Source organism: Lachnospira sp. CLA-JM-H23 (assembly GCF_040096425.1).
Lineage (GTDB): Bacteria > Bacillota > Clostridia > Lachnospirales > Lachnospiraceae > Lachnospira > Lachnospira rogosae.
Window position 1 is genome coordinate 381,282 of sequence record NZ_JBBMET010000001.1, and the last position, 12,628, is coordinate 393,909.

9 protein-coding genes are annotated in these 12,628 nt (G+C 35.6%); 6 read left to right on the forward strand and 3 right to left on the reverse strand.

What is annotated here, in order from left to right:
* Positions 1–12 precede the first annotated feature (12 nt).
* Both WMO42_RS01700 and WMO42_RS01705 read left to right on the forward strand, forming a co-directional pair.
* The gene (locus WMO42_RS01700) at positions 13–816 is read left to right on the forward strand and encodes an ABC transporter permease (RefSeq protein ID WP_055175303.1); all 804 of its coding nucleotides are present in this window, start codon (positions 13–15) and stop codon (positions 814–816) included.
* Positions 816–2,405 carry an extracellular solute-binding protein gene (locus tag WMO42_RS01705; protein ID WP_349191404.1) on the forward strand — a complete coding sequence of 530 codons (1,590 nt, stop codon included), beginning with the start codon at positions 816–818 and terminating at the stop codon, positions 2,403–2,405. The genes WMO42_RS01700 and WMO42_RS01705 overlap by 1 nt, the downstream gene beginning before the upstream one ends.
* 154 nt (positions 2,406–2,559) lie before the next feature.
* Here the strand turns inward: WMO42_RS01705 and WMO42_RS01710 are convergent, their stop codons facing one another.
* Positions 2,560–3,867: an alpha-amylase family glycosyl hydrolase gene (locus tag WMO42_RS01710; RefSeq protein WP_349191405.1), complete on the reverse strand. Its 1,308-nt coding sequence runs from the start codon at positions 3,865–3,867 to the stop codon at positions 2,560–2,562.
* Between the two features lie 312 nt (positions 3,868–4,179).
* On the opposite strand from WMO42_RS01710, the gene WMO42_RS01715 reads away from it, so the two are divergent.
* The 3 genes from WMO42_RS01715 (at position 4,180) to WMO42_RS01725 (ending at position 9,735) form a co-directional block, all read left to right on the forward strand.
* Positions 4,180–7,833: an HD domain-containing phosphohydrolase gene (locus tag WMO42_RS01715; RefSeq protein WP_349191406.1), complete on the forward strand. Its 3,654-nt coding sequence runs from the start codon at positions 4,180–4,182 to the stop codon at positions 7,831–7,833.
* A complete protein-coding gene (locus tag WMO42_RS01720) occupies positions 7,820–9,061 on the forward strand; it encodes a BMP family ABC transporter substrate-binding protein (RefSeq protein WP_318295558.1) in 1,242 nt (413 codons plus the stop codon). The genes WMO42_RS01715 and WMO42_RS01720 overlap by 14 nt, the downstream gene beginning before the upstream one ends.
* A gap of 194 nt (positions 9,062–9,255) precedes the next feature.
* Positions 9,256–9,735 carry a DUF2798 domain-containing protein gene (locus WMO42_RS01725; protein WP_349191407.1) on the forward strand — a complete coding sequence of 160 codons (480 nt, stop codon included), beginning with the start codon at positions 9,256–9,258 and terminating at the stop codon, positions 9,733–9,735.
* A gap of 49 nt (positions 9,736–9,784) precedes the next feature.
* Here the strand turns inward: WMO42_RS01725 and WMO42_RS01730 are convergent, their stop codons facing one another.
* On the reverse strand, positions 9,785–10,564 hold the full coding sequence (locus WMO42_RS01730) for a sulfite exporter TauE/SafE family protein (RefSeq protein WP_349191408.1): 780 nt from the start codon (positions 10,562–10,564) through the stop codon (positions 9,785–9,787).
* 177 nt (positions 10,565–10,741) lie between these two features.
* Entirely contained in the window at positions 10,742–11,173 is a 432-nt protein-coding gene (locus WMO42_RS01735; RefSeq protein ID WP_022501685.1) for a MarR family winged helix-turn-helix transcriptional regulator, read from the reverse strand.
* A 359-nt stretch (positions 11,174–11,532) separates the two neighbouring features.
* Between WMO42_RS01735 and WMO42_RS01740 the strand changes: the two genes are divergently transcribed.
* Complete coding sequence (locus WMO42_RS01740; RefSeq protein WP_349191409.1) at positions 11,533–12,513, forward strand: D-isomer specific 2-hydroxyacid dehydrogenase family protein; 981 nt, start codon at positions 11,533–11,535, stop codon at positions 12,511–12,513.
* The last annotated feature ends 115 nt before the right edge of the window (positions 12,514–12,628 follow it).

Sequence of the window (12,628 nt, forward strand, 5' to 3'; positions counted from 1 at the left end):
AAGAGGACAGGTATGTTTAAAAAATGTGTTAAATATGCAATTATCGGTCTTGTACTTATATTTATGTATGTTCCGATTCTTATATTAGCAGTATATAGTTTTACAGATTCACCTAATATTGGGGCTATTCATTCATTTTCGTTCCATAATTATGTGACATTATTTACAACACCAGAGCTTATAGATATGATTATAGGTTCAATTGCACTTGCAATTGGAAGTGCGGTGCTTGCTACAATACTTGGAACAACAGGTGCAATTGGAGCATTTTATTCTAAGAAAAATGTTAATGGTACAATGTCAGTTCTTAACCAGATACCAGTTGTTAATGCCGATGTCGTGACAGGTTTTTCATTATGTATTCTTCTGGTTGTTGTATTCGGGGTAAGCAAGAATACTTATATTCCACTTGTAATAGGACATACAGTGCTTAGTGCACCATTTGTATATCTTGCGGTTGTTCCCAAGTTAAAGCAGATGGACCCAAGTCTTTATGAGGCTGCACTTGACCTTGGAGCAACACCGGGATATACGTTAATTCATATTATTATACCTCAGATTGCATCAGGTATTGTTTCAGGATTCGTTATGGCAGTTACTTTATCACTTGATGATTATTTTGTGGCAACTTATACGAAACCGGCAACATTTGATACAATAAGTACATATGTTGTTAATGCAACAAAGGGTTCGCAGACTAATATTAAGACTGCATTATGGGCATTATCGACAATTATATTCCTGATTGTAGTTATAGTTGAAGTTGTTATGAATTTTGCACCTATAAAGAATGAAGCCCAGAAGGAGAAACATTAATGAATAAAAATGTGATTATAGATATTACATCTTATATCAGACATTTGACTAAAAAGGTTATAAAAGTTTCGCTTGCTATGATTTTGGTTGTTGAAATGCTGTCTGGAAGTATAACAGGAGTGTGGAAAGGATTTAATTCTACTAAAACAGAGGCGGCAGATAACGATACAATTACACTTAGAATATGTAACTGGGAAGAGTATATAGATGAAGGCGGCTGGAACGCTGATGAAACAATAGATCTTGAGAGCACAGATATCAGGGGCGATAATTCTATGGTTGATGATTTTGTTCAATGGTATTATAAGACATATGGCAAGAAGGTTAATGTCGAATATAGCTGTCTTGGAACTAATGAAGAACTTTACAATATGCTTACATTAGGTGATGAGTACGATTTAATATGTCCTTCAGAATATATGTTTATGAAGCTTATGACTGAGGGCTGGCTTGAACCATTTTCTGATGAATTCTACGACACAGGAATCAAAGAGAATTATTATGCAAAAGGTGTTTCACCATTTATAAAGCAGACTTTTGATAATAATACAATCAATGGTGAACCTTGGAGTAAATATGCTGCTGGATATATGTGGGGTGTTACAGGTATTATATATAATCCAGAAGATGTTACAAAACAAGAGGCATCGACATGGAAGATTATTAATAATGATAAGTTCAGACGTATGATTACTGTTAAGGATAATGTAAGAGATACTATGTTTGCGGCAATTGGTGCAATCAAGTCTGATAAGTTAAGGTCACAGGATTTTATCAGGCAGGCAGATTATACTGATAAGCTGGCAGAGGAGATGAATGACACATCAAAGGATACAGTTGATGAAGTATTAGAATATCTTCAGCAGGTTAAAGATAATGTATATTCATTTGAAACTGACAGTGGTAAGATTGATGCTATTACAGGTAAGATCAGTGCTGGCTATCAGTGGTCAGGTGATGCTGTATACATAATGCAGCAGGCAGAAGCTAATGATGTCGATCTTAATTTTGCTATTCCAGAAGAATGTACTAATATGTATTTTGATGGCTGGGCAATGTTAAAATCAGGAATTAATGGCAATTCAGAAAAGAAGAAGGTAGCAGAAGCATTTGTTAATTTCGTATCTATGCCAGAAAATGCAGTAAGAAATATGTACTATATTGGCTATACATCAGTTATATCAGGTGGTCAGAGTCCTGTTATATATGATTATTTAAAATGGAATTATGGTCTTGAGTCACTTATGGAAGAGGATGATACAATAAGTGAGGCTGATGCAATAGATTATTCTTTAGGATATTTCTTCTCAGGAGTATCTAATGATTCAAGATATATATTAAGAACATCTAAGGCGCAGACAGAAGGAATGTTGTCAGCACAGTATCCAACGGAAGAAGTAATGCATAGAAGTGCTATTATGCAGTATTTTGATAATGACGAAACAGCGAGAATTAATCAGATGTGGATAAATGTAAGATGTTTTAATATTCATAATGTACCAGTCTGGGTATGGATTGCCGCAGCCGTTGCTATCGTAGCTGTTATAGTACTAAGAATTGCGGATGTCATAAGACATAAGAAAATATAGATGTATAGGATATTCTTATAGAGAATATTATTATAAAAACAGAGAATAGAAAGTTGTATATTGGAGGAGAAGCTCCGATTATACTTTCTATTCTCTGTTTTGATTTTATTATTACGCAACATATTAAAAGATATTGCGTGGTGTGACAGGGTAGTTATAATTTTAAGAAAAATGCACTATATCCCGGTAATTCCAATCCATTATTTAACTGTATTTCTCTATCGGTTATAAGGTCATATGCTTTGTCACAGCCCATATTAAATGAGGCAGAATAATTGTAGTCAGCGGCATTTATTGCAACAAGTACACGCTCACCCTGCCACTCTCTTAAGAATACGCATTGTTCATTAGTGAGGATTATAGATGAGAAGTTACCATATTGTAATGCTGGTGACATCTTTTTAGCATTGGCAAGCTTTGCAATCCAGTCAGATAATTCATTAAAGACAGGTGTGTCAAAGCAGGCTCTTAAGGCAGGGTCACCATCTTCTTTACGCCCAGTTGCACCCCATTCACTTCCATAATATACACAAGGTATTCCTGGCATACCAAAAGCAAGAGCATATATTAAAGGAAGGTGACGGATGTTATTCAGTATGCTTGCAACTCTTGTGACATCGTGATTGTCAACAAAAGATAGTAAATGCTTACCTTTGTATAGTGTCCAGTTCTCAGGTCCGAACTGCCTTAAAAGTGAATGGTTAATTTCAAACATATTCATTGAATTAAAGCTTGAATAAAGACCCTTGTAGCACTCATAATTAGTAACTGAATGAAGCATTTCGTCGTTCATAATCTGGTTATAATCGCCGTGCAGTGTTTCTCCTAACAGGAAAAAGTCTGGTTTTAAGCTGTCACAGAAGCTTCTTAATCTTTTAAGAAAATCGTGATTGAGGCAGTAAGCAACATCAAGTCTTAAGCCGTCAATATCAAATTCCGTAACCCAGCCTTTGATAGCATTAAAAATATGCTGTATAACATCTTCATTATACAGGTTAAGCTTTACAAGGTCATAACAGCCTTCCCAGCCCTCATACCAGAGCCCGTCATTATAATTAGAATTACCATTAAAATCTATTCTTGCAAACCAGTTGATATAAGGGGAACTTTCCCTGTTCTTTAACACATCCTGAAAAGCCCAGAAACCTCTGCCAACATGATTAAATACGCCGTCAAGAACAACCTTTATTCCTTCATTATGAAGATTATAGCACACGTTGGCAAAATCTTTATTAGTACCAAGCCTTGTGTCTATCTTTGTATAATCTCTTGTATTATATCCGTGAGTGTCAGATTCAAACACAGGAGAAAAATATATAGCATCAGCACCTAATCTTTTAATATGTGGTATCCAGTCATTAATCTTTAAAATGCGGTGGTTAAGCACACCATCATTCTCAAAGGGTGCTCCTGAAAACCCAAGAGGATATATTTGATAAAAAACACTTTCGTAAGCCCACATAGCAGCCTCCATTTATATATTTATATATATATTAATCGGCATTTTCTTCTTTATCAACAACCTTAATAATATTCTTTTTCCACATTATTCTGGATGAAATTATAGCAACTTACAATACAAAAGAATAATCGTTTATACATTGTCAGTTATATATTTTTTTGATATAATAATTATAATTTTATTATGGTAGAGTGTAAAAGTTAAATCATTACTGATATGCTTAGATTATGTATTGAAAATATGCATAGCAGTCAGGATGGATTAAACATAACAGCCAACGGATAATACAGCATACTGAACGGAGAAAAGCCTATGAAGAAAAATAAGTGGTATACAATAAGCGTGTTTATAATAATATGTGTATTGCTGAATCTGGCAGGAAAGTGTATTGCTGGGTATTTCAGGCTTCCATTATGGCTTGATTCACTAGGTACAGTTGCGGCCACTTATGTATGCGGACCGGTATGCGGTGTTATCGTTGGAGTTACTCTCAATATTCTTTATTCTATAATATATTCGTGGACATATGCCTGTTATGCCATAGTAAGTGTTTCTATAGCAGTTGTTGCTGGAATTTGCATAAGTAAGGATTATATGAAAACACTGCTTGGTGCACTGACATCAAGCTTTTATATTGCACTTGTTTCGTGTTCTATTTCCGTGATTTTTAATTATATGTTTTTTAATGGTTATACCAATAATATATGGGGTGATGGAGTTATTGAGTCGCTTTTAGGAATAGGATTTAATGATTTATTAAGTCACGTTGCAGGACAATTTTATATTGATTTTCCTGATAAGATCATAACTGTGCTTGCACTCTATATATTTGTAAGGTATGACAAGGGAAAGAACAGATTTGATAAAAGGATAATGACAGCCTGTATATATATCGGGATAGCTGCTATGGCAGCAGTACAGCTTATAGAAGTTAATACACCTAAGTGCGTGTATGCAGCTTTTGATAACAGTAGGAATAACCAGAATAATATAGAAGAAACACCGGATTATAATACTTATCTGCAGACAGTTTACGGAAGAGAAAACGGAATACCAGGCGGCTGTGCCAATGATATAGCACAGACTAATGATGGAATACTATGGATAGGAACCTATGGTGGTTTATACAGGTATAATGGTACAGAGTTTAAATGGGTGGATGAATATGCCTCTGTTAAGACTGTAAACTGTCTGTATAAAGATGAAGAGGGCAGATTATGGATAGGAACCAATGATGGCGGCGTATCGATAATGATTGATGAAACAATCATAAATGTTGTATCAGAAAAGGAGGGATTATCAGCTGATTCCGTAAAGTGTATAACACAGGGTTCTGATGGTGATTACTATATTGGTACGACAGGTGCTATGTCAATAGTTTCTCTTGCAGATGGATTAACAGTTAAAAGCTATATAGATGATATAAAATATGCTGTAAGTGCAGACTCTGATAAGAATGGTAACATAGCAGTTGTCAGCGATAATGGACAGCTAAGTATTGTAAAAAATGCAGCAGTTATTTCAGAATATAGTGCATCAGATGGTGGAAGATATACAACGTGTTCATTTGATGATGCGGGTATGCTTTATGTGGGAACATCAAAAGGAAATATAGATAAATATGAATATGATTTATATAATAACGCTTATGTACTTAAGGAAAGTGTAAGCTGTAATGAGCTTAATAATATTAAAGAAATATATTTTGTAGATAACACATTAACAGAAAATGGCACACTTTTTGTATGTGCAGATAATGGTACAGGATATTATGACAGTCAGAATCAATTTATAAACATTGATACAGGCAGCTTTAATAATTCAATAGATCATATGACAGCAGATTATCAGGGAAATCTCTGGTTTACATCATCAAGACTTGGGCTGTTAAGATTAAGCAGATCAGCGTTTACACAGCTTAATTATGAACATAGTGATGAAAAGCTGGTTGTAAATACAGTTACAATGTGGAATGGAAATTATTATATAGGTACAGATAGTGGAATTGCCGTTTCATATGCAGCTGCAGGCAGTATTACAGCTGATAGTGATTATATTCAAAAGCTGGACAGCGATTTAAAGGAGCTTGTGAATAAACTTGTAAAAGAGCTTGATAACGTAAGAATAAGGTGCATAACAACGGACAGTAAAAATAATATGTGGATATGCACAACAGGCAAAGGAATATATGAGGTTACATATAGTGGTGAAATTATAAGATATGATGAGAATAACGGACTAAGTGGAAACAGATACAGGACTATAACAGAGTTAAGTGATAATACAATGCTTGCAGCAGGTGATACAGGACTTAGTTATATTGTAGATGAAGCTGTCATTGGCAATATAGGTTATTCTATGAAAAACAGTAAGGTTTTATGTACACTTGAAACAGATATACAAGATTATGGAAGAGTTATACTTGCAGGAACAGATGGCAATGGAATAGAAGTTATTAGTGATGGAAGAGTAATAGATAATTATGATAAGGATGATGGTCTTAGCTCAGCGGTTATATTAAGAATGGTAAAGGATGCTTCTGGCGAGGGTGTATTCATAGTAACAAGTAACAGTCTGTGTTATATGGATAAGACAGGCATTATAAGAATATTGGATAATTTTCCTTACTATAATAATTACAATGTAGTTAATGGGAACAATGATAATCTTTTTGTGCTGGGCTCAGCCGGAATATATGTTGTTGATAAGAGTGCCTTACTTTCTGGAAAAGAACTTGATTATAAGCTGCTTAATGGGGATTGCGGACTTGAAAATGCATTAACACCAAATGCATGGGATTATATTGATGTGAATAATAATCTGTACATGTCAACAGATGATGGTGTAATGATAGTCAATCTCAATGATTATAGTGCCAGAATAAGATCATATCGTATACAGATGAAGTCCGTAAAGGTAGATGGAGAAAGTCTCAGGGTAAAAAGAGGGGAAGAGCTTTATATTGACAGCAAAGCACAGATGATAGAGATGTTCCCAGAGATTATAAACTATTCTGTTAATACACCTTATGTAAGCATATATCTGGAAGGGTATGATGCCGAACCGAGGATAATATTGCAAAGTGATCTAACTAATATAATATATATGAACATACCTGTAGGCACATATACATTTCATTTGTCAGTTCTTGATGAAAATGGCAGGGTGCCAATATCTGAAAACACATATACAATTATTAAGGAAGCAAAGATATATGACTATTGGTGGTTTAAGGTGTATATGGTCGGAATATTTGCACTTACAGTTGCATATCTTACGTGGATAATATTCCATACACAGATTAAAAGAACCCTTGATTTTCAGAAGAAAGAGCTCGAATTCGTAAAGAAACAGCTTGAGATGGGAAATGAAACAGTTCTTACTATTGCAAGGACTGTTGATGCAAAGGATGTTAATACAAGCCAACATTCACTAAGAGTATCTGAGTATTCAGTTATGATAGCAAAGGAGCTTGGATATAGTGATGAAGAATGTGAAAACCTTAGAAAAGCGGCACTGCTTCACGATATAGGAAAGATAGGTATTCCAGACAGAATACTTAACAAACCTGAAAGACTTACAGATGAAGAATATGCCATTATGAAATCACATGTTGAAAAAGGAGCGGAAATACTTAAAAGCTTTACCCTTGTTAACCATGTTGAGGAAGGAGCACTTTATCATCATGAGAGATATGATGGAAAAGGATATATGCATGGTCTTAAGGGGGAAGAGATACCGCTTAATGCAAGAATTATCGGAATAGCAGATACATTTGATGCCATGACAGCTAACAGAGTGTATAGAAAGAAGCTTAATAAGGACTATGTTTTAGGGGAAATACGAAGAGGCAGCGGCACACAGTTTGACCCAAAGCTTGTGGATATTATGCTTAGACTTATTGATAGTGGCAGGATAGACATTGATAATCTGTATAAGGATGGTGAAGCAGATGAAGATAAGTAATATTAAGAAAATATCCGGCAGGGTATTGTCTTATATAGTAAGCAGGGAGAGTATCATAACTCTTATAACATGTGTTGCAGTAAGCATCATCATAGGTGCCTGTATGGTTTATTCAAGAAAAGATGAAGATAAGAGCATCAAGGTAGGGATAATATATGTAGGTGATGCAAGTACTGCATATACAGACAATTTCATAGAGGCACTTGCTGACATTAAGGAAGAGTATGGCGATAAGGTAGAAGTTATGCATATGTATAATGTTGCCGAGGGAACAGAAAGAGAATATCTTGAAAGACTTGTAAATGCAGGCTGTAATCTGATATTTTCTACAAGCTATAACTATGGTGAAACAACTAAGGAGCTGGCTGGCAGGTATCCAGATGTGCAGTTTTGCATGGCAACCTGCTCTAATGCTAATGAGGAGCCATACTATGCTAATTATCATACATTTATGGGTGCCATATATGAAGGAAGATATGCAGCAGGAGTCGCGGCAGGCATAAAACTGAAGGAGCTTATATCAGAAGGGATAATAACAGAAAATGAGGCTAAGATAGGATATGTTGCAGCGTATCCTAATGCGGAGGTTATATCAGGATATACAGCTTTTTTGCTTGGAGCAAGATCAGTTGTGGGGAATACTACCATGACGGTAAAGTACACATATAAGTGGAATGATTATCGTACTGAAAAGAAGTATGCAAGAGAACTCATAAATGAGAAGTGTGTTATTATATCACAGCATTCAGATACAGCAGGACCAGCGACTGCCTGTGAGGAAACATCCTCAGATGTACCTGTTTTTAATGTGAGCTATAACCAGAGTATGTTTGATGTAGCACCAACTACATATCTTACGGGGTGTAAGATTAACTGGAAGCCATATATGAAGGCTGCCGTTGATGCAGTTCTTAATGGAAAGGTGGTAGAAAAGAACATCAGAGGTAATATACATGGTAATGATGTGGGAGCCGGCTTTGATGAAGGCTGGGTTTCAATGCTTGAGTTTAATGATATTGTTGTGGCAGATGGCACTAAGGAAATGGTAGCAGATGTTATCGAGCAGTTTAAGAAGGATAGGCTTACTGTGTTTAAAGGTGACTACATAGGCGTAAATACTGACAATCCAAATGATATCATAGACCTTAGTGAAGGCTTTGTGGAAAATAAAGACAGCTCAGCACCATCGTTTAACTATATATTAAAGGACATTATTACGATAGAGTAAAAATACATTATTACGCATTATTACAATAGTACATTATTACGACATTATTACAATAGAGTAAAAACACTTGACTGTACAGCTTTTTATATGATAGAATATGCAGGCTTTAAATGGTTTTATTGGAAACGAAACATCCTCCTGGATGATAACGAACAACACATTGAGTTAAGTTATCATTAAGGAGGATTTTTTTTATGCCCAAAAACAAATTTCAGGACGTAGTATTCACAATTATTATGGCAGCTATTATGGTGTACGGGATGGTTGTTTATAATATAGCTCTTAACACAGGAATAGTTGATGGAACAACTTTTATTGCAGCATTACACGAGTTACCAATAATGGTGCCAGTTGCTTTCATTCTTGAGTTCTTTATAGTTGGAAGGCTGGCAAGGCTGCTGGCATTTACTGTTATGAAGCCAACAGACAGACCACAGTTTATCACATATGCAATATCTATATGTATATGCTGTATCATGTGTCCTGTTATGAGTCTTGTTGCAACAATACTTTTTAAGGAACCATCTTTTGGTATGTGGGTTAAGACATGGGCTATGAATTTCCCTATGGCAATACTTTATCAGATGTTTTACTGTGGACCATTTGTACGTCTTATCTTCAGAGCAATATTTGAAAGAAAAGACAGCAGGCAGAAAGAAGCCATAGAAGCATAATTCCTGCTGCGTTAGTACAGCATTTATTGTGATATTTAATCTTGTGATATTATCCAAGGTATGAGAAAAGCATAACCACTATGCCTAGTATAACAAGTATGACTCCTGTTGCACGGTTAAGTGTTTCAGGAGTAGCTTTGTTTGCAAAGATAGCTGCTATTCTTGCCCATATAAGTGTAAATACGATACATAATATCCACACAGTTATATCAGGTATTCCACCAATCGCGAAGTGTGATACAGCACCAGTAAGGGCAGTAAATGTCATAATAAATACACTAGTTCCGACAGCAGTTTTAAGTTCATATCCAAGTACGGAGGTAAGGATAAGCAGCATCATCATACCGCCGCCGGCACCGATGAAGCCACATATAAAGCCAATTAATATGCCGCACACAACTGACTGAATGGCACGTTTCTTAGCAGATACACCCTCCATGGCTTCCTTTGTAGTCATAACAGGTCTTATGATGAATTTGATTCCAAGAAGGAAAGTCATAAATACAGAGAAGTTTCCCATTGTAGCTGATGGAACAAGGCTTGATACATAACTTCCTACAACAGTGAATATAAGAACACTGACCATCATAATAAGTCCATTTTTAATATCTAGATTCTTGTTTTTTCCATATGTATATGCTGATATGGCACTGGCAAGCACATCAGAAGAGAGTGCGATGCCGACAGCCATATATGGGTCCATTCCTAAAAATGTGATAAGCATAGGGCTGATTACGGCAGCGGCACTCATGCCGGCAAATCCAGTTCCAAGACCGGCACCCATACCTGCAAAAAAAGTTACAATAATAGTTAAAAATAATGATGACATAATTTATATACCTCCTTGTTTTGCGAAGCAAAATGCGACTGCCCATGCAGGAGCAGAGGTATTTACCTCCTTGTTTTGCGAAGTAAAATGCGACTGCCCACACAGGAGCAGAGGTATTTACCTCTTTTCTGTGCACAATTCTAATAAAAATAGTTTCGTGTCAGGTGCACACCGACCCTAGTTGTCTTCAAGTATCTTATCAAGATTAGCTTCTATCTGTTTCATACCCGAAAAAAAAGCCTCTTTAGTGGCAGTGTCCATATTATCAAAAAGATGTTCAAGAAAATCTTTCTGTAAAACCTGACCTTCTTTAATTATTTCCTCTGCCGCAGGTGTGCATATGAGCTGTGTTTTCCTTCTGTCACCTTTGGTTTCTTTTCGTATGATATAACCATCACACACAAGCCTGTCAACATTGACAGAAACAAGATTAGCTTTGATTTTTCTTACCTCCACAATATCTCTTGCAGTTGTATATTCTGGATTATTTGCAAGAAACATAAGAATATCGAAAGCTGTCTGTGGAAGATTAAACTTATGTAAAAGAGGTTTGCATACTGAGTTATATGCAAGATTGATTTTTTGTGCGAATTCAATTCCTGAGTTCATAAGAGAGCCAGCCTCCTTGTAGTTAAATATAAATTACAAAAATGAATAGTTCAAATTTGAAGTATTATAACACGTTTATATTGATAAGTAAAGAGCGTAAATGCAGTTTTAGATTTGTACAGTTTTGCTTTATTTATTAGCTTTTTTATGTTTTTTATCTTCAATATAGTGCATTTCGTAATGACGGGTGCTATACTTACTTACAACAAAAATATGCGCACACCTGACACAGACTCGATATGCGTAAAATACACACAGAAATGGAGACTAGTGTGAAAAATAAGATTTTTCACACGCAAGATTTGTGCTTTGCACAAACTTGAGATGCGCTGAGAAGCAGCGCAAGAATGGAAACTATTATGAAAATATTTTTTTATGCCCTTAGGGAATATGATGAGAAGAAATATGTTGAGAAATTCGCAGAGCAGTATTCATTTGAGTATGGTTTTACATCAGATTATCCTTCAATGTATAATGTAGACCTGGCTGAAGGTTATGATGCAATATCAATAATAAACAATCCCATGTACCCGGAAATACTTGATGCATTTCATAAGAAGGGCATTAAGTACATATCAACAAGAAGCATAGGTTATGAGCATATTGATATTAAGTATGCACATTCAATAGGTATGAGAGCAGCCCACGTAGTGTATTCACCAAATAGTGTTGCGAATTATGCGATTATGCTTATGCTTATGGCCTGCCGCAATATGCCTTGGATAATGAAAAAAGCGGATTGTCAGGACTACTCATTAAAAGGAAAAGTCGGAAAAGAATTATCAACATCAACAGTCGGAGTAATAGGAACGGGTAATATAGGTAAGACGGTGGTTAAGCATTTATCTGGCTTTAGATGCCGTATATTAGCATATTCATGTTATGAGGATGAAGAAGTGAAAAAGTATGCAGAGTATGTAAGCTTTGATGAGCTTCTTACGAATTCAGATATTATAACCTTACACGTTCCTGGAAATGCTGAAAATACACATCTTATTGATGAGGCAGCATTTAAGAAAATGAAGGATGGAGTAATAATAGTTAATACAGCCAGAGGACTTATAGTGGATACACAAACACTTATAGCTGCATTAAAGAGTGGAAAGGTAGGATTTGCCGCACTTGATACTTTCGAGGGAGAGGCAGGCTTGTACTATCTTAATAAGGAAACTGAAAAGCTTGATAATGACAATATGGCAGTTTTAAAGAGCTTTCCTAATGTAATACTCTCACCTCATATGGCATTCTATACAGAGCAGGCGGTGTCCGATATGGTTGAGAATTCAATTAAGGGAATACTAGGTTTGGAAAATGGTGATAATAGTCTGGAGGTTATGTAGTTTTAACAGCCGGATGTGATAAGGGTAAAAATGAATTCCTGAAATTTTGTTTTTGGCATAGTAAGCCCTCCTTATAAAAATAATAAAAAGTTTCATATAAACACAAAAATGTCGC

Bases quoted from the DNA above. Each gene is read 5' to 3' on its own strand.
- WMO42_RS01735 (WP_022501685.1), bottom strand. From the start codon at position 11,173: ATGAACTCAGGAATTGAATTCGCACAAAAAATCAATCTTGCATATAAC.
- WMO42_RS01705 (WP_349191404.1), top strand. From the start codon at position 816: ATGAATAAAAATGTGATTATAGATATTACATCTTATATCAGACATTTG.
- WMO42_RS01740 (WP_349191409.1), top strand. From the start codon at position 11,533: ATGAAAATATTTTTTTATGCCCTTAGGGAATATGATGAGAAGAAATAT.
- WMO42_RS01700 (WP_055175303.1), top strand. From the start codon at position 13: ATGTTTAAAAAATGTGTTAAATATGCAATTATCGGTCTTGTACTTATA.
- WMO42_RS01715 (WP_349191406.1), top strand. From the start codon at position 4,180: ATGAAGAAAAATAAGTGGTATACAATAAGCGTGTTTATAATAATATGT.
- WMO42_RS01730 (WP_349191408.1), bottom strand. From the start codon at position 10,564: ATGTCATCATTATTTTTAACTATTATTGTAACTTTTTTTGCAGGTATG.
- WMO42_RS01725 (WP_349191407.1), top strand. From the start codon at position 9,256: ATGCCCAAAAACAAATTTCAGGACGTAGTATTCACAATTATTATGGCA.
- WMO42_RS01710 (WP_349191405.1), bottom strand. From the start codon at position 3,867: ATGTGGGCTTACGAAAGTGTTTTTTATCAAATATATCCTCTTGGGTTT.
- WMO42_RS01720 (WP_318295558.1), top strand. From the start codon at position 7,820: ATGAAGATAAGTAATATTAAGAAAATATCCGGCAGGGTATTGTCTTAT.